Origin of the sequence: Tistlia sp., from assembly GCF_040905785.1 — a bacterium.
Lineage (GTDB): Bacteria > Pseudomonadota > Alphaproteobacteria > Kiloniellales > DSM-21159 > Tistlia.
Window position 1 is genome coordinate 1 of record NZ_JBBDQW010000013.1, and the last position, 16,362, is coordinate 16,362.

The window sequence follows — 16,362 nt, forward strand, 5'->3', positions numbered from 1 at the left end:
GAGGAGATGGCGTTGGTGACGCCCATCAGCGGCGAGTGCAGCGCCGGCGTCACGCGCCAGACGACGTGGTAGCCGACGAAGACCGCCAGCACGAAGACCGTCAGGCCGACGACCAGGGGCGAGGCGCCCTGCTCGGCGGCGGCGCCCGACGCCGCGCTGCCGACGCCGCGCGCCGCCTCGTCCGCCAGCACGCCCAGCTCGCGGGCCAGCTCGCCGGCGTCGCCCGCCGCTTCCCGCAGCCGCTCGATCACGACATCACTTGCCATTCTTGCCGGCCTCCTCGGTCGCCGCGGCCGCGCCTTCGGCCTTCTGCTCGCTTCCGGCCGCCTTGCCCTCGGCGCCCTCAGCCTTGCCGGCGCGCGCGGCGCGCTTCGCCGGCGCCTTCTTCGCGGTGCCGGACTTGCCGGCCGGGGGCTTGCCCGCCTGGGAATTGTCCGCGGTCCCGGCCGGCGCGTCGCCGCCGCCCTTGGCGAGCTCGGCCTTCACCTGCTCCAGGCTCGGGTGGACGATGTCGCCGTCGCGGGTCACCAGGGTGCCCTTGACGATCTCGTCCTCCCAGTCGATCGCCAGCTGCTTCTCGGCCTTGTCCCAGAGCAGCGAGACCAGGTTGAACAGGTTGGTCGCATAAAGCTGGGAGGTGTCGGTCGCCAGACGCGCCGGCAGGTTGCGGTGGCCGATGATCTTGACGCCGTGCTTGACCGCGATCCGGTCGGGCTCCGACAGCGCGCAGTTGCCGCCGTTCTCGACGGCGAGGTCGACGATCACCGAGCCCGGCTTCATCGACTTGACCATCTCGGCCGAGATCAGCTTCGGCGCCGGTCGGCCGGGAATCAGGGCCGTGGTGATGACCACGTCCATCTTCGTGATGGTCTGGGCGATCAGCTCGGACTGCTTCTGCCGGTAGGCCTCGCTCATTTCCTTGGCATAGCCGCCCGCGGTCTCGGCCTGCCGGAACTCCTCGTCCTCGACGGCGACGAACTTGCCGCCCAGGGATTCGACCTGCTCCTTGGCCGCCGGGCGCACGTCGGTGGCATGGACGACCGCGCCCAGCCGCTTGGCGGTCGCGATCGCCTGCAGGCCGGCGACGCCGGCGCCCATGACCAGGACCTGGGCCGGGTTGACCCGCCCGGCCGCCGTCATCATCAGCGGGAAGGCCCGGCCGTACTCGGCCGCCGCGTCGATCACCGCCTTGTAGCCGGCGAGGTTCGCCTGGCTCGACAGCACGTCCATCGACTGCGCCCGGGTGATTCGCGGAATGAACTCCATGGCGAAGCCGGTGATGCCGGCCTCGGCCAGGGCCTGGAGCTCGGAGCCCGCGCGGTAGGGGTCGATCAGGGACAGCAGCAGCGCGCCCCGGTCGAAGGCCTTGGCCTCCTCGGCGGTCGGCCGCTGCACCTTGAGCACGATGCCGGCCCCGGCGAGCGCGGCGCCGGCGTCCGCGGCGAGCGCGGCGCCGGCCTGCTCGTAGAGCGTGTCGGGCAGGCTGGCGCCAGCGCCGGCGCCGGACTCCACGACGACCTCGAAGCCGAGCCCAAGGTACTTCTTCACGACCTCGGGCGTTGCGGCCACGCGGGCCTCTCCCGGGCGCCGCTCCTTCAGGATGGCGATCTTCATGGGCGTTCCGCCGTTCGTACCGATTCCCCTAGCGGGGGCTACCATGCCGCGACGAGGTCCCGCCCGCAAGGGTGCTGCCCCCAGGGGCCTCGCCAGGGCGCCGGGAGGTCAGCCGTCGGCGGCGAGGGCGAAGCGCCAGACCACCTTGAGGCCGGGAGCGTTGTCCTGCAGCTCCAGGCGGCTGTCGTGGAGGGTGGCGACCGCGGCGGCCAGGGACAGGCCCAGGCCGCTGCCGGGCAGGCTGCGGCTCTCGTCCAGGCGCACGAAGCGCTTGAGCACCTCCTCGCGCGCCGCGGCCGGGATGCCGGGGCCGCGGTCCGAGACGCTGAGCAGGGCCTCGCCCCCCGTCCGCTCGAGCGCGATCGCGATCTCGCCGCCCTGGCAGCCGTACTTGAGGGCGTTGTCCAGCAGGTTCGACAACGCCTGGGCGAGCAGCTGGCGGTGGCCGGGGACCGCCGCCGGCCCGTCGAGCGCGACTCTCAGGCGGCAGTGGGATTCCTCGGCCAGCGGCTCGTAGAGCTCGGCGAGCTCCGCGACCAGCTCGGCCAGGTCGACCCTGTCGAAGGCGACCCGGGTCAGTCCGGCTTCGGCCTCGGCGATGGCGATCAGGGAATCGAAGGTGCCGCGGATCGTCTCGACCTCGGCCAGGGCCTGCTCCAGCACCTGGCGATCCGCTGCCTCCTGCCCGGTGCCGGATCCGTCGGGATGCAGCGCCTCCTGCTCGCGCAGGGCCATCTCGATGCGGCTGCGCAGGCGCGTCAGCGGGCTGCGCAGGTCATGGGCGAGGCTGTCGGTGACGACGCGCATGCCGGTCATCAGCGTCTCGATGCGCGCAAGCATGCGGTTCAGGTTCTCGGCGAGCCGGTCGAAGGCGTCGCCGGTGCCGCTCAGCGGCACCCGCTGGCTGAGGTCGCCGTCGACGATCCGGCGACTGATCCGGCTGACCGTCTCGACCCGGCTCAGCAGGTAGCGGCCGAGCAGCCAGCCGCCGAAGGCGCCCAGCAGCAGGGCCGCCCCCAGGCCCCAGCCGATCGCCTCCAGGATCGTCCGGCGCAGGCTTTCGCGCGCGCCCATGTCGCGCCCGACCAGCAGGCGGAAGCCGCCGCGCAGCTCGAAGGCGCGCGCGCCGACGGTGACCGGCTCGGTATGCTCGAGCGTGCGGAACAGCCTCAGCCGCAGCCACTCGCCGTCGGGCTGCGCAGCCTCGGGCCAACTGCGCAGGTTGCCGGCCAGATGCTGGCCGGACGGCGCGACCAGCAGGTAGACGTTGTCGGTGTCGCCGCCGGGCGCGCTGCGCTGCTCGATGACCTCGAGAAGGCGCGGAAGGCCGCGCTCGGCGTACTGCTCGGCGAGGCCGCGCAGCTCGGCCTGGACGGTGTCGCCGACCTGCCGCTCGATGACGTCGACGCTCGACCAGTAGACGAAGCCGCCGAGCGCGGCCATGGAGGTCGCGAACAACAGGGCATAGAGGACCGCGAAGCGGAAGCTCGCGCCGCGCCACCAGCGGCGCGCTGCGCTCACGCCTCCTCCGCCAGCCGATAGCCGACGCCGCGCACCGTGTGGATCAGCGGGAGGCCGAAGTCCCGGTCGATCTTCTGGCGCAGGCGGCTGACATGGACGTCGATGACGTTGGTCTGGGGATCGAAGTGGTAGTCCCAGACGCCCTCCAGCAGCATCGTTCGGGTCACGGTCTGGCCGCTGTGGCGCAGCAGGTACTCCAGCAGCTTGAACTCGCGCGGCTGCAGGTCGATGGCCTTGCCCGAGCGCGTCACGCGACGCGCCAGCAGGTCCATCTCCAGGTCGGCGACGTTCAGCCGCGTCTGGGCGGCGACGGCGGTACGGCGGCGCGACAGCGCCTCGATGCGGGCGAGCAGCTCGGAAAAGGCGAAGGGCTTGACCACGTAGTCGTCGCCGCCGGCCTTCAGGCCCTTGACCCGCTCGTCGACGTGGCCGACGGCGGACAGGATCAGCACCGGCGTCTGGATCTGGGCGGCACGCAGCGCCTGCAGCACCGCGAGCCCGTCGAGCTTCGGCAGCATGCGGTCGAGGACGACCGCGTCGTAATCGCTGCCGGAGGCCAGGAACAGGCCCTCGCGTCCGTCGGCGGCGCAGTCGACCGTGTGGCCGGCCTCGTCCAGGCCCTTGGCCAGGTAGTCTGCGGTCTTGGCGTCGTCCTCGACGATCAGGATGCGCATCGCGAACCTTTCCCCCCTTGCTCTCGATTGTGCGTTCTAGCTGACCCTGGCGCAAAAGAAAGGGCCGGCCGCTCTGAAGCGGCCGGCCCTTCACGCCCCGGCCGACGGGACGAAGGATCTCAGGCGTCGGCCAGGCGCAGCCCGAGGTAGAGCGCATTGCCGCCGCGCTTGACCAGCAGGGCGACGGCCGCCTTGTCGGCCTCGCGCGCCTCGTCGAGCACGCTCTCCAAGGCGGCGGGGCTGTCGACGGCCTTGCCGTCGGCCTCGGCGATCAGGTCGCCGACCTCCAGGCCCTGGCGCGCGGCCCGTCCGTCCGGGGCAAGGTCCGTCACGACGACGCCCTCGGCCTCCCTGTCCAGGCTCATCCGCTCGCGCAGCTCGGGCGTCAGCGCCGACAGCGTGGCGCCGAGCTTGCCCGACTCGCTCTCGGCCGGCTGGTCGATCGCCGCGGTCTGCTGCGGCTCGAGGCGCGCGATCTCGACCTCCAGCGTCTCCTCCTGGCCGTGGCGCAGGACCCCGACCTCGACCTCGCTGCCCGGCTCGACCGAGGCAACGAGGCGCGGCAGGTCGCGCATCGTCGAGATCTTCTTGCCGTCGAAGGAGGTGATTACGTCACCGGCGCGGAAGCCGGCGGCCTTGGCGGGCGAGTCCCCGATGACGTCGGAGACCAGCGCGCCCTCATTCTCGGCCAGGCCGAAGGCTTCGGCCAGCTCCGGCGTCACCTGCTGGATCTGCACGCCCAACCAGCCGCGCTCGACCGAGCCGCTGTCGCGCAGCTGCGCGATCACGTTGCGGGCCAGGTTCGAGGGAATAGCGAAGCCGATGCCGATCGAGCCGCCGTTCGGCGAGTAGATCGCCGAGTTGATGCCGATGACCTTGCCGTCGAGGTTGAACATCGGGCCGCCGGAGTTGCCGCGGTTGATGGCGGCGTCGGTCTGGATGAAGTCGTCGTAGGGACCGGCGCCGATATCGCGGCCGCGGGCCGAGACGATGCCGGCGGTGACCGTGCCGCCCAGGCCGAAGGGATTGCCGATGGCCATCACCCAGTCGCCGACCTCCATGGCGTCGGAGTCGCCCCAGGACAGGGCCGGCAGCGGGTCGTCGGACTCGACCTTGAGCAGCGCCAGGTCGGTCTTGGGGTCGGTGCCCAGGACCTTGGCGTCGAGCTCGCGGCCGTCGCTCAGCTTGACCCGGACCGTGTCGGCCTGCGCGACCACGTGGTTGTTGGTCACGACGTAGCCCTCGGCGTCGATCACGAAGCCGGACCCGAGACCGCGCAGGGGGGCCTTGGGTCCGCCGGGGCCGGGCTGGCCCGGGATCTCGCCGAAGCGCTCGAAGAATTTTTCGAAGGGCGTGCCCTCGAAGGGGTTGCCGCGCATCTGCGGGGCGCCATCCGGGCGCTCCGCGGCCTTCTGCTCGGAGGTGATCAGCACGACCGCGGGGCTGACCTCCTTGACGAGGCCGGAGAAGGACTCGGGCGCCGGCGCGGCGGCCGCCACCTGGGTCCAGACAAGCAGGCTTCCGGCCAGCGCGGCGCCGGCCCAGCGCAGCGGCCGCCCGAGCGCCTGTCGCGTCGTGGTCTGGCTGTGCATCGATGTGTCTCCTAATACGTTCAAAAACGGACCGGCAGCGCAGGCCGGCGTCGCTCCGAAAGATGGGAAGGACCGCCTTACCGCGCTCTGTCCGGCGCCTTAACACTTGTCCATCATCGCCGGGCCGGCGGTCTGTGGAGTCTGCCGCAACGGGCTTGGGCGCGGCGCGGCGCCTGTGTAAGCTCGCGGCCGAGGCGCAGCCGGGAGGAGGGGGAGGCCTTGCGTATCGCGGTTCTCGGCGCGGGCCTCGCCGGCGTCACTTCGGCCTATCGCCTGGCCCGGGACGGCCACGAGGTCGTCGTCGTCGATCGCGGCGAGGGCGCGGCGAACTTCACCTCCTTCGCCAACGCCGGCCTGGTCGCGCCCGGCCATGCCTACGCCTGGTCCTCGCCGCGGGCGCCGGGGATGCTGCTGCGCTCGCTGTGGCGCAACGACCAGGCGCTGCGCTTCCGGCCGGCCCTCGACCCGGCGCTCTGGCGCTGGACCCTGAAGTTCCTCGCGCAGTGCACCTCGGAGCGGGCGCGCATCAACACCACGACCAAGGTCCGGCTGTGCCGCTATGCCCAGGACTGCCTCAAGGCGGTGGTCGCAGAGACCGGCGTCGGCTACGAGGGCCGCGACGGCGGCCTGCTCTATCTCTACCGCAAGGAGTCCAGCTTCGAGGCCGCGGTAGCCAAGATGTCGGTCCTGACCGACGAGGGCATCGAGCTACAGGCGCTGGACCCGGCAGCGGTCGCCGCCCTCGACCCGGCGCTGGCGCCGGTCTCCGGGAACCTGGCCGGCGCGCTCTACGCCCCGGGCGACGAGAGCGGCGACGCGCGGCGCTTCACCCTGGGCCTGGCCGAGGTCTGCGCCGGGCTCGGCGTGCAGTTCCGCTGGGGCGAGACGGTGCGCCGCCTGGCCGTGGAGGGCGACAGCGTCGCCCGGGTCGTCACCGACCGCGGCGAGCTGCAGGCCGAGGCCTACGTCCTGGCGCTCGGCGTCTACAGCCCGCACCTGACCCGCGATCTCGGGCTCGACCTGCCGATCTATCCGGTCAAGGGCTACTCGGTGACGATCCCTACCGACCCCGGCGGCACCGCGCCGCGCATCGGCGGCGTCGATGAGGACAACCTGGTGGCCTACTGCCCACTGGACGGGCGGCTGCGCATCACCGCGACCGCAGAGTTCGCCGGCTACGACACCAGCCACCGGCCCGAGGACTTCGCCGCCATGCTGCGGCTGGCGCGCGAGCTCTTCCCCGAGGCCGGCGACTACGAGCAGCCCGACTTCTGGGCCTGCCTGCGCCCGATGACGCCCACGGGAATCCCGATCCTCGGACGCAGCCGGCAGCGCAACCTGTTCCTCAACACCGGCCATGGCCACATGGGCTGGACGATGGCCTGCGGCACCGCCGAGATCGTCGCCGACGCGATCGCCGGGCGGCGGCCGGCGATCGACACCGAAGGCATGACCCTGCCGGGCCTGCCCCTTGCCTGACCCGATCCACCGAGGAGGTTCCATGACCGCCCAGCAGCTCGAGCGCGACCCGCCGCTGTCCCGTCAGCACCTGCCGCACAGCCTCGACCCCGGCCTCGCCGGACGGGCGCGGATCGGCCTGATCGTGCTGGCCTCCGACCATACGATCGAGCACGAGTTCCACCGGGTCCTCGGCGGCCTGGAGGGCGTCGCGGTCTATGGCAGCCGGGTCCGCAACGACCCGCGGATCACGCCGGAGACCCTGGCCCTGATGGAGGCGCGACTCGCGGAGGCGGCCGACCTGATCCTGCCGGGGCTGCCGCTCGACGTCGTCGGCTACGGCTGCACCTCGGCCTCCATGGTGATCGGCGAGGAGGCGGTAGGCGACCGCATCCGGGAGAGCCGGCCGGGAGTCGCCACGACGACGCCGGTGACCGCCGCCCGGGCGGCCTTCCAGGCGCTCGGCATGAAGCGCATCGCCCTGCTGACGCCCTACGTCGACTCGATCAACCAGTGGATGCGCCGCTACTTCGAGGAGCGCGGCGTGCCCGTGCCGGTGATGGGCTCCTTCACCGAGGAGAACGACAACGAGGCGGCGCGCATCTCGCTCGACTCGATCGAGGCGGCGGCGCTCGAGCTGGGGTCGGATCCGAGTGTCGACGGCGTCTTCGTGTCCTGCACCTCGCTGCGTCTGGTCGCCGTCGCCGAGCGGCTGGAGGCGCGCCTGGGCAAGCCGGTGACCTCGAGCAACCACGCCCTGATCTGGCATTGCCTGCGTCTCGCCGGAATCGAGGACGGCGTGCCGGGCTACGGCCGGCTGTTCCACGCGCCTCTGGCATAGCTGTTCTTCGCTGCGCTGCGGGACTTGTCCGAAAGCGTCCGGTTACGGGGTGCGGGCAGAATTTTCCCTTCTCCCGGGCGGGCTTGCGCGAAAGCATGTTTCGCGCTCCAATCCCGATCCTGCCGTCGCCACCCCCGAGTCGGGGTACAGAAGCCCAGGGAACGAAGTTTTCCGTTAATCATTGTCATGCAAGGCTGTGTCAGGCATCGCACATGCGCAGTGCGGTCGAGGCACGCGCAACAGCCATGAAAAGACAGCCGAATGCTCTACAGCCTCTATGAGTTTCAACACACGGCGCTGATGCCGTGGCGCCTTTTCTCGGGCCTCACGCGGGAAGTCCTGACCCATCCCTGGGTGCCGGCGTCTTACACTCATCTCGGCAAATCCATCGTCGCCGGGATCGACGTCGTCGATTCGGCGACCCTGCGTCGGCCCAAGCCCGAGTGGCGCATCGACAGCGTCAAGGTCGGCGAGCGGGAGGTGGCGGTCGAGGCTCGCGTCGAGATGGACCTGCCCTTCTGCCGTCTGCTGCATTTTGCCAAGCAGGGGCCGCGGGCGGCGCAGCCGCGGGTCCTGGTCGCGGCACCCATGTCCGGCCATCACGCGACGCTGCTGCGCGGCACGGTGCAGGCGCTGCTCGCCGAGCACGACGTCTGGATCACCGACTGGACCGACGCACGCGACGTGCCCGCCGAGGCCGGCGCCTTCGGCGTCGACGCCTACCTCGACTACCTGCTGGCCTTCATGCGCAAGCTGGGGCCGGACGTTCACGTGATCGCGGTCTGCCAGCCGGCGCCGCTGGTGCTCGCTGCGGTCTCCCTGCTCGCTCAGGCCGAGGATCCGGCGCAGCCGCGGACCATGACCCTGATGGGCGGCCCGGTCGACGCGAGCGCGGCGCCGACCGAGGTCACCCGCTTCGCCGAGTCGCGCCCGCTGTCCTGGTTCCAGAAGAACCTCCTGACGAAGGTTCCCGCGATCTATCCCGGCGCCGGCCGCGAGGTCTACCCCGGCTTCCTGCAGCTTGGCGGCTTCATCTCGATGAACCCCTCGCGGCACGTCGACGCGCACGTCCAGTACTTCCGGCACCTGGTCCGCGGCGACGGCGACTCGGCGGACCAGCATCGCCGGTTCTACGACGAGTACCTCGCCGTGATGGACGTGCCGGCCGAGTACTACATCGAGACTGTGGATCGCGTCTTCCAGCGCCACCTGCTGGCCCGCGGCAAGCTCGAATGGCGCGGCATCCCGGTCGAGCCCAAGGCCATCGAGACCACGGCGCTGCTGACCGTGGAGGGCGAGCTGGATGACATCTCGGCGCCCGGGCAGACCATCGCTGCGCACCGCCTGTGCAGCGGCCTGGCGGCCGACAAGCAGGAGGACCTGCTGCAGAAGGGAGTCGGACACTACGGCATCTTCAACGGCCGCCGCTGGCGCGAGCGGATCTGCCCGCAGATCGCGGCCTTCATCCGCACTCACGCCTGAGCCCGGCCGGAGCCGGCGCTGCCGGCGGGTCAGCCGAGGGTGATCAGCGGGCCCTCGAACGGCGGCTCGCCCCGGCGGTCCTCGACCTCGACCAGCCAGAGATCCGGGTCGCGCCCCGTCGCGCGCTCCAGGTAGGCGTCGGCCTCGGCCTCGGCGACGGGGCCCTTGCCGACCGCGACCATCCAGCCCAGGCGGCCCTCCAGGTCCCGCTGCTGGGTCAGCACGAGGGCGGTGCCGTCGAGCCGGTTGACCTTCAGCAGGACGAGGCCGCCGCGCAGGTCGCCCTTGCGCAGCACGAAGGCCGGACGGCCCTCCTGGTGGCAGCGCCGCACCTGGGCCATGACCCAGACTTCCGTCGGCAGACGTTCTTCGCTCATTGCCGCTCCCGTCCCATGCCCTTTGCCGCCCCGGCGCCGCCGTGGATCGCTCTGCTATGCTGCCGCAAGGCGGCAGGCGCCATTGCCTTTCCTGCCACCCCTGGGATCAAATCCACCTCTGGGATCAAATCCACCTGGGCGGATGAACTCATACGGGAGATCCAGCGGGCGAGGCCATGGCACAGGCAAGCGGCGTGAGCAAGCCGCCCAGATCGAGCACCGGCTTCTTCGCGCCCTTCATGGCGCTGTTCCTGCTGTTCGTCGGCGTCGCCGGCGGCCTGCTCGGCTACAGCGCCTGGATCCAGAACGATCTGGCGCGCCAGGAGGCGCAGACCGCGGTCGAGCAGGGCCTGGAGCGGGTCGACAGCCGGCTGCGGGCGATCGCCGCGGAGTACAGCGTCTGGAGCGCCGAGAGCCTGCGGGCGCTGCTGTCGCCGGGAGCCAGCCCGCCGAAACAGCGGCTCGCGGACCGGCTGCAAGTCGAACACGACGTGCCCCTGGCCTTCCTGATCGGCGGCGACGGCAGGATCCTGGGCGTGCTGAGCGAGGACGCGCCGCTCGAGGCGACCGGGGCGGTGCAGCTGGAGGGCGGCCTTGGCGCCCTGCTTCTGCAGGTTCCCCGGCAGGATGACCAGCTGACCGGTCGCGCCGTCGGCCTGGTCGCGATCCAGGGAACCACCTATGCCGCCGCGGCGACCGTCATCGCCGAACCCGGCGGCATGGCCGGCACCAGCGCCTCGGCCTCGGGCCCGGTGCTGCTGATCGCCGTGCCGCTGGAGCGCGAGCTGCGCCGCGAGCTCGACGTCAGCCCCCTGCTCGACGAGTTGCGGGTGCTGCCGGCCGCCGCCGTGCCGCCCGACGGCGTGGCCGTCCGGCCGCTCGCCGGGGCCGACGGCAGCCCGGTCGGCCAGCTGGCCTGGCGTCCGGCGCAGCCGGGCGAGCGCCTGCTGCTGCGGCTCGGGCCGCCGCTGGCCGTCCTGCTGGCGATCGTCGGCGGGCTGCTCTGGTGGATGGCCGAGCGCCTGAAGGGCGCTCACGGCGTGATGGCAGAGCGCACCGCGGCCCTGGCCCGGGCGAACGAGGAGCTGGCCGCCAACGCCGGCATGCTCGAGGTCGTGTTCGACACCATCGACCACGGCGTCAGCGTCTGGGACAGCGACCTGCGGCTGGTCGGGTGGAACGAGAACTTCCGCCGCGCCGTCGGCTACCCGCGCGGCCTGCTGCGGGCCGACGCCGAGGCGACCGCCCTGCTGGAGTACCGCGCCCTGCGTGGCGATTTCGGCAGCCGCGAGCCGGCGGAAAGCGTGGAGGCCGAGGTCAAGCGGCTGCGCTTCTCCGGCAGCTACAACTTCGAGGAGGTGACCGCCGACGGCACCGTCCTGGAGGTCCGCCAGCACGAGCTGGCGACCGGCGGCGTCGTGCGCACCTATCTCGACATCACCGAGCGGCGGCGCGCCGAGGCCCTGCTGCAGGCCTCGGAGGCCCGCTACCGCGCCGTGGTCGAGAACCAGCGCGAGTTCATCGTGCGGATGACGCCGGACCGCACCTGCACCTTCGTCAACGAGGCGATCTGCCGCTTCCTTAAGCGCCGACGGGAGGAGCTGATCGGCCATCAGGAGTTCGAGCCGATCGATCCGCTCGACCGCGGCGCCGTGGAGCGCGAGCTGGCCAGGATCACCCCCGACAACCCGACCCTGACCCTGGCCTACCGCGTCGACAAGGCCGACGGCGAGGTCGCCTGGGTCGAATGGACCTACCGCGCGATCCTCGACGAGAACCGCGAGGTCGCCGAGATCCAGGGCGTCGGGCGCGACATCTCGGAGCTGCGCGCGGCCCAGGAGCAGGCGCTCCACCTTGCCAAGCTGGCCTCGCTGGGCCAGGTGGTCGCCGGCCTCGCCCACGAGATCGCGCAGCCGCTCAACGCTCTTTCGATGGCCTCGGAGAACGCGCTGATGGCCTACGATGCCGACGGCGTCGAGGCGCTCGGCTACATGCGCGACAAGCTGGAGACGGTGCGCCAGCAGAGCGAGCGCATGGCCAAGATCGTCGACCATCTGCGCCGCTTCAACCGCGCCGACCTGCCGGGGCTCGAGGAGGTCGAGCTGGCCGCGGTGGTGCGCGGCGCGCTGATGCTCTCGAAGAACCAGATCGCGCTCGACAGGATCGAGCTGCTCGACGAGGTGCCGGCGAGCTCCCGTCGGATCCGCGGCCGGCCCTTCGAGATCGAGCAGGTGATCCTGAACTTCATCACCAACGCCCGCGACGCCATCATCGAGAGCGGCCCGCCCGCCGAGGGCAAGCGATCCGGGCCGCGCGGTCGCATCGAGGTCGCGCTGCTCGACCGCCCGGGCCGGTCGAACCTGTCCATCCGCATCTCCGACACCGGCGGCGGCATCCCCGAGGGACACCTGCCCCGGATCTTCGATCCCTTCTTCACGACCAAGGAGCTCGGCAAGGGCATGGGCCTGGGGCTGTCGATCTGCTACCGCGCGATCGCCGGCATGGGCGGCCACATCAACGTCTGGAATATCGAAGGTGGTGCTCAGTTCGAGATTCTCTTGCCGGCGGTCGAAGATGGGACTATCGAGGAAGCCGCTCTGATCGGAGCAGAGGGGTTCGAGGCATGACCGAGGTGGCGGTCGTCATCGCCGACGATGATGAGAGCCAGCGGCGGGAGATCGCGGAGTTCCTCGACCGTCTGGGCATCACCCATGCCGAAGCCGCCGACGGCGGCGAGGCCAAGCGCCTGTTCCAGGAGCTGCGTCCCCGGATCGTGCTGCTCGACATGAACATGCCGAAAATCGACGGCGTGGAGGCCTTTCGCTGGATGCGCGAGCAGGATTCCCATGCCAAGATCATCCTGATGTCGGGCTACATGAACCGTGTGCGCGAAGCCAACGAGAGCGAGCTCGGCGCCTTCGCCGTGATCGAGAAGCCGATTCCGCTGCGCACCCTCGGACAGTTCATCAAGAACGTGCTTGCCGGCCATGCCCCGGCCTGACGTCGGGGCGGGCAGCGGCGGCCGGAGGGCTGCCGGCTGGGCGGCCGGGCCGCTTGCCGGATTGCTTGCCGGATTGCTGGCCGGATTGCTGGCCCTGGCCGGCTGCACGACCGATCCCGCCCCCTCGGCCGGCCCCAAGGAGCTGGTCCAGCCGATCCAGCGCGCCCGGCAGCAGGCGCTGGTCGAGGGCCGCACACCGGCGCCGCAGCCGACGGTGCTGTCGTACTGCTACAGCCGCCTGATCAACACGCCCGAGCAGCTCGCCTACGAGGCCGGCGAGGCCTGTACGGAGCGCGGCGGCCGGCTGGTCTTCTACGGCGAGGACGCGGTCCTGACGCCCTGTCCGCTGCTCCAGCCGGTGCGCGCCACCTACCTCTGCTACCCGGCGGAGTAGGGGCCCTTTTCAGGGCTCGAGCGGCTCGGTCCATTCGGCGCGCACCGCGGGCTCGGTTTCGCGCGCAAGAGCCCGCGCGGCCTCGGCAGCGGCGGCCTCGGGCGTCGCCAGGCGGCGGAAGGCCCAGGCGGCGGCGCCGCGCACCAGGGCGGCGGGGTCTTCCAGGTGCGGGCGCAGGCTGGCCAGCAGGGCCGGCTCCGCGGAATTGCCGATGGCGATCAGCACGTTGCGCAGGAAGCGGTTGCGCCCGATCCGCTTGATCGGGCTGCCCGAGAAGAAGGCGCGAAAGCCGGCGTCGTCGAGCGCCGCCAGCTCGGCCAGCAGGGGCGCCTGCAGGGCGGCGCGCGGCTGGAAGGCCGCCTCTGCGGTCGCCGCGGCGAACTTGTTCCAGGGGCAGACCGCCAGGCAGTCGTCGCAGCCGTAGATGCGGTTGCCGATCGCGACCCGGAACTCCCGGGGAATCGGCCCCTTGTGCTCGATCGTCAGGTAGGAGATGCAGCGCGTCGCGTCGAGCCGGTAGGGCGCCGGGAAGGCGGCGGTCGGACAGGCGTCGAGACAGCGCCGGCAGCTGCCGCAGTGGTCGACCTCCGGGGCGTCGGGCGGCAGCTCCAGGTCGGTGAAGATCTCGCCCAGGAACAGCCAGTTGCCCCAGTCGCGGCTCAGCAGGTTGCTGTGCTTCCCCTGCCAGCCGAGGCCGCCGGCCTGGGCCAGGGGCTTCTCCAGCACCGGCGCGGTGTCGACGAAGACCTTGACCTGGCAGGGCGCCTCCGCGACCAGCCAGCGCGCCACCCGCTTCAGGCGCTTTTTGACCGTGTCGTGGTAGTCGCGGTTGCGCGCGTAGACCGAGACGTTGGCCCGCTCCGGCTCGGCGAGCAGGGCCAGCGGGTCGCCCTCCGGCCCGTAGTTCTGGCCGAGCACGACGACGCTGCGCGCCTCGGGCCAGAGGCTGCGGGGATCGCTGCGGCGCTCGGCCGTCTCGGCCAGCCAGCCCATGTCGCCGTAGAGGCCCTGGTCGAGGAAGGCGCGGAAGGCGGCCTTGGCGGCCGCGCCGGTCGCCGCCGGGGCGAAGCCGACGGCGTCGAAGCCCTCGGCGAGGGCCCGGTCGCGGATCGCGGCCTTGAGGTCGGACATGGTCTCCCGCCCGCCCGGCGGTTCACGGTGCACCGGCGAGTTCCGCCAGGTCGCCGCGGCCGTAGGCCTCCAGGAAGCCCGCCGCGACAGTCTCAAGGCTGCCGGCCTCGATGGCGGCGCGCAAGTCGCGCATCAGGACCTGGTAGAAGGTCAGGTTGTGCAGGGTCAGCAGGATCGGCCCGAGCATCTCGCCGGCACGGAACAGGTGGTGCAGGTAGGCCCGGCCGTAGCCGCTGCAGACCGCGCAGCCGCAGGCGGCGTCGAGCGGTCGCGGATCGTCGCGGTGCCGGGCGTTCTTGAGGTTGAGCTCGCCGCGCCCGGTGTAGGCGCGCCCGGTGCGGCCGCTGCGCGTCGGCAGCACGCAGTCGAACATGTCGATGCCGCGGCGCACGCTCTCGACCAGGTCCTGGGGGCGGCCGACGCCCATCAGATAGCGCGGCCGCTCGGCCGGCAGCGCCGGCACGGTCTCCTCGAGCACCGCCAGCATGGTCTCGGGCGGCTCGCCGACGGCCAGGCCGCCGACCGCGTAGCCGTCGAAGCCGATCGCGGCCAGCGCCGCCGCCGACTCCCGGCGCAGGGACGGATGGACGCCGCCCTGGACGATGCCGAACAGCCCGTAGCCGGGGCGGTCGCGGAAGGCGGCCCTGCAGCGTTCGGCCCAGCGCATCGACAGGCGCATCGAGGCCGCCGCCTGCTCCTGGCTCGCCGGGAAGGGCGTGCATTCGTCGAGCACCATGGCGACGTCGCTGTCGAGCAGCTCCTGGATCTCGACGGCGCGCTCGGGGTTCAGGCGGTGCGGCGAGCCGTCGATGTGCGACTTGAAGGTCACGCCCTCGGCGTCGAGCTTGCGCAGCTTGGCCAGGCTCATGACCTGGAAGCCGCCGGAATCGGTCAGGATCGGCCGCGGCCAGTTCATGAAGCGGTGCAGGCCGCCCTGGCGTGCCACGCGCTCGGCGCCCGGCCGCAGCATCAGGTGGTAGGTGTTGCCGAGCAGGATCTCGGCACCGGTCGCCGCGACCTGCTCGGGCAGCATGCCCTTGACCGTGGCGACCGTGCCGACCGGCATGAAGGCGGGCGTCTCGACGGTGCCGTGCGCGGTCACCAAACGGCCGCGCCGCGCCGCGCCGTCGCGCGCCAGCAGCGTGAAGCCCAGGCCGTTCTCGAGATTGAGCGCAGCGCCGCTCAAGCCTGGCGCTCCAGCAGGCAGGCGTCGCCGTAGGAGAAGAAGCGATAGCCCTCGGCGATCGCGTGGGCGTAGGCCGCGCGCATCCGCTCCAGCCCGCTGAAGGCCGAGACCAGCATGAACAGCGTCGAGCGCGGCAGGTGGAAGTTCGTGACTAGCAGGTCGACCGCCTTGAAGCGGTAGCCGGGCAGGATGAACAGGCTGGTCTCGCCCTCGAAGGGCACCACCGTGCCCTCGCCCGGACCCGGGCGCACGGCGCTCTCCAGAGTGCGCAGCGCGGTGGTGCCGACCGCGACGACCCGGCCGCCGCGCGCCCGGGTCCGAGCTACGGCCTCCGCGGCTGCGGCGCCCAGCGAGGCCCACTCGGCGTGCATGCTGTGGTCCTCGACCCGCTCGTGCCGGACCGGCAGGAAGGTGCCGGCGCCGACGTGCAGGGTCAGGGTCGCGCGCTCGACGCCGCGCGCCTCCAGGGCCTCGAGCAGCGCCTCGGTGAAGTGCAGGCCGGCGGTCGGCGCGGCGACGGCGCCGCTCTGCCGGGCGAAGACCGTCTGGTAGGCGCGCCGGTCGAGCGGGTCGGCGCCGTCCGGCCGCTTGATGTAGGGCGGCAGCGGCATGGCGCCGTGACGCTCTAGGGCTTCGATCAGGGCCGGCCCGCTCGCGGTGAAGGCAAGCAGGACCTCGCCACCTTCCTGCTTCTCGACGACCTCGGCGGCGAACTCGCGGCCTTCCTCGCGGGCGAAGACGATGCGGTCCCCCAGCTTCAGGCGCTTGCCCGGCCGCGCGAAGGCGCGCCAGCGCGCCGGCCCCTCGGCCTTGTGCAGCGTCACCTCGATGCCTGCCTCGCCGCGCCGGCCGGTCAGGCGCGCCGGCAGCACGCGGGTGTCGTTGACGACCAGCAGGTCGCCGGGCCGCAGCAGTCCCGGCAGGTCGCGGACCTGCCGGTCCTCCAGGGCGCCGCGGCCGACGTGCAGCAGCCGGGCGGCGTCGCGCGGCTCCACGGGCTGCTGCGCGATCAGCGCCTGGGGCAGGTCGAAATCGAAATCGGAAAGCAGCATGGCGGCGCTTCCTACACCCTGTGCCGGGCTCCGGAAAGC

The 16,362-nt window shown here is 71.9% G+C and carries 15 protein-coding genes; 6 read left to right on the forward strand and 9 right to left on the reverse strand.

From position 1 onward, the window contains the following. The 5 genes from WD341_RS03605 to WD341_RS03625 all read right to left on the reverse strand — a co-directional run. Positions 1 to 266 (reverse strand): proton-translocating transhydrogenase family protein (locus tag WD341_RS03605; RefSeq protein ID WP_368424053.1); only part of this gene is annotated, 266 nt, incomplete at its 3' end. Continuing rightward, the gene (locus WD341_RS03610) at positions 256 to 1,614 is read right to left on the reverse strand and encodes a Re/Si-specific NAD(P)(+) transhydrogenase subunit alpha (RefSeq protein ID WP_368424054.1); all 1,359 of its coding nucleotides are present in this window, start codon (positions 1,612 to 1,614) and stop codon (positions 256 to 258) included. The genes WD341_RS03605 and WD341_RS03610, both read right to left, overlap by 11 nt. A 108-nt stretch (positions 1,615 to 1,722) precedes the next feature. Further along, a complete protein-coding gene (locus tag WD341_RS03615) occupies positions 1,723 to 3,135 on the reverse strand; it encodes an ATP-binding protein (RefSeq protein WP_368424055.1) in 1,413 nt (470 codons plus the stop codon). Further along, positions 3,132 to 3,809, reverse strand: coding sequence for a winged helix-turn-helix domain-containing protein (locus WD341_RS03620; protein ID WP_368424056.1), 678 nt, complete (start codon positions 3,807 to 3,809; stop codon positions 3,132 to 3,134). Before WD341_RS03620 ends, WD341_RS03615 begins: the two co-directional genes overlap by 4 nt. A gap of 119 nt (positions 3,810 to 3,928) precedes the next feature. Further along, a complete protein-coding gene (locus WD341_RS03625; RefSeq protein ID WP_368424057.1) occupies positions 3,929 to 5,401 on the reverse strand; it encodes a DegQ family serine endoprotease in 1,473 nt (490 codons plus the stop codon). Positions 5,402 to 5,620: 219 nt separating this feature from the next. Here WD341_RS03625 and WD341_RS03630 point away from each other — a divergent pair, with 219 nt between their 5' ends. The 3 genes from WD341_RS03630 (at position 5,621) to WD341_RS03640 (ending at position 9,182) form a co-directional block, all read left to right on the forward strand. Further along, the gene (locus WD341_RS03630) at positions 5,621 to 6,880 is read left to right on the forward strand and encodes a D-amino acid dehydrogenase (RefSeq protein ID WP_368424058.1); all 1,260 of its coding nucleotides are present in this window, start codon (positions 5,621 to 5,623) and stop codon (positions 6,878 to 6,880) included. Between the two features lie 22 nt (positions 6,881 to 6,902). Next, a complete protein-coding gene (locus WD341_RS03635; protein WP_368424059.1) occupies positions 6,903 to 7,700 on the forward strand; it encodes an Asp/Glu racemase in 798 nt (265 codons plus the stop codon). Between the two features lie 261 nt (positions 7,701 to 7,961). Further along, positions 7,962 to 9,182 carry a polyhydroxyalkanoate depolymerase gene (locus tag WD341_RS03640; RefSeq protein ID WP_368424060.1) on the forward strand — a complete coding sequence of 407 codons (1,221 nt, stop codon included), beginning with the start codon at positions 7,962 to 7,964 and terminating at the stop codon, positions 9,180 to 9,182. Between the two features lie 29 nt (positions 9,183 to 9,211). On the opposite strand, the gene WD341_RS03645 is transcribed toward WD341_RS03640, so the two are convergent. Beyond that, complete coding sequence (locus tag WD341_RS03645) at positions 9,212 to 9,559, reverse strand: DUF1491 family protein (RefSeq protein WP_368424061.1); 348 nt, start codon at positions 9,557 to 9,559, stop codon at positions 9,212 to 9,214. Between the two features lie 194 nt (positions 9,560 to 9,753). On the opposite strand from WD341_RS03645, the gene WD341_RS03650 reads away from it, so the two are divergent. The 3 genes from WD341_RS03650 (at position 9,754) to WD341_RS03660 (ending at position 12,954) form a co-directional block, all read left to right on the forward strand. After that, positions 9,754 to 12,186, forward strand: a complete 2,433-nt coding sequence (locus WD341_RS03650; protein WP_368424062.1) for a PAS-domain containing protein — start codon at positions 9,754 to 9,756, stop codon at positions 12,184 to 12,186. Further along, positions 12,183 to 12,560, forward strand: a complete 378-nt coding sequence (locus WD341_RS03655; protein WP_368424063.1) for a response regulator — start codon at positions 12,183 to 12,185, stop codon at positions 12,558 to 12,560. Before WD341_RS03650 ends, WD341_RS03655 begins: the two co-directional genes overlap by 4 nt. Before the next feature lie 73 nt (positions 12,561 to 12,633). After that, positions 12,634 to 12,954, forward strand: a complete 321-nt coding sequence (locus tag WD341_RS03660) for a hypothetical protein (RefSeq protein ID WP_368424064.1) — start codon at positions 12,634 to 12,636, stop codon at positions 12,952 to 12,954. A gap of 9 nt (positions 12,955 to 12,963) precedes the next feature. On the opposite strand, the gene queG is transcribed toward WD341_RS03660, so the two are convergent. Genes queG through queA form a run of 3 tightly spaced genes read right to left on the reverse strand, consistent with a single transcriptional unit; the run spans position 12,964 to position 16,323 of the window. After that, positions 12,964 to 14,085, reverse strand: a complete 1,122-nt coding sequence (queG, locus tag WD341_RS03665; protein WP_368424065.1) for a tRNA epoxyqueuosine(34) reductase QueG — start codon at positions 14,083 to 14,085, stop codon at positions 12,964 to 12,966. A gap of 22 nt (positions 14,086 to 14,107) precedes the next feature. Then, positions 14,108 to 15,271, reverse strand: a complete 1,164-nt coding sequence (gene tgt / locus WD341_RS03670; protein WP_368424066.1) for a tRNA guanosine(34) transglycosylase Tgt — start codon at positions 15,269 to 15,271, stop codon at positions 14,108 to 14,110. Further along, positions 15,268 to 16,323 carry a tRNA preQ1(34) S-adenosylmethionine ribosyltransferase-isomerase QueA gene (queA, locus tag WD341_RS03675; protein ID WP_368424067.1) on the reverse strand — a complete coding sequence of 352 codons (1,056 nt, stop codon included), beginning with the start codon at positions 16,321 to 16,323 and terminating at the stop codon, positions 15,268 to 15,270. Before queA ends, tgt begins: the two co-directional genes overlap by 4 nt. Between the last annotated feature and the right edge of the window lie 39 nt (positions 16,324 to 16,362).

Bases quoted from the DNA above. Each gene is read 5' to 3' on its own strand.
- WD341_RS03610 (WP_368424054.1), bottom strand. From the start codon at position 1,614: ATGAAGATCGCCATCCTGAAGGAGCGGCGCCCGGGAGAGGCCCGCGTG.
- WD341_RS03620 (WP_368424056.1), bottom strand. From the start codon at position 3,809: ATGCGCATCCTGATCGTCGAGGACGACGCCAAGACCGCAGACTACCTG.
- WD341_RS03625 (WP_368424057.1), bottom strand. From the start codon at position 5,401: ATGCACAGCCAGACCACGACGCGACAGGCGCTCGGGCGGCCGCTGCGC.
- WD341_RS03635 (WP_368424059.1), top strand. From the start codon at position 6,903: ATGACCGCCCAGCAGCTCGAGCGCGACCCGCCGCTGTCCCGTCAGCAC.
- WD341_RS03640 (WP_368424060.1), top strand. From the start codon at position 7,962: ATGCTCTACAGCCTCTATGAGTTTCAACACACGGCGCTGATGCCGTGG.
- WD341_RS03645 (WP_368424061.1), bottom strand. From the start codon at position 9,559: ATGAGCGAAGAACGTCTGCCGACGGAAGTCTGGGTCATGGCCCAGGTG.
- WD341_RS03655 (WP_368424063.1), top strand. From the start codon at position 12,183: ATGACCGAGGTGGCGGTCGTCATCGCCGACGATGATGAGAGCCAGCGG.
- queG (WP_368424065.1), bottom strand. From the start codon at position 14,085: ATGTCCGACCTCAAGGCCGCGATCCGCGACCGGGCCCTCGCCGAGGGC.
- queA (WP_368424067.1), bottom strand. From the start codon at position 16,323: ATGCTGCTTTCCGATTTCGATTTCGACCTGCCCCAGGCGCTGATCGCG.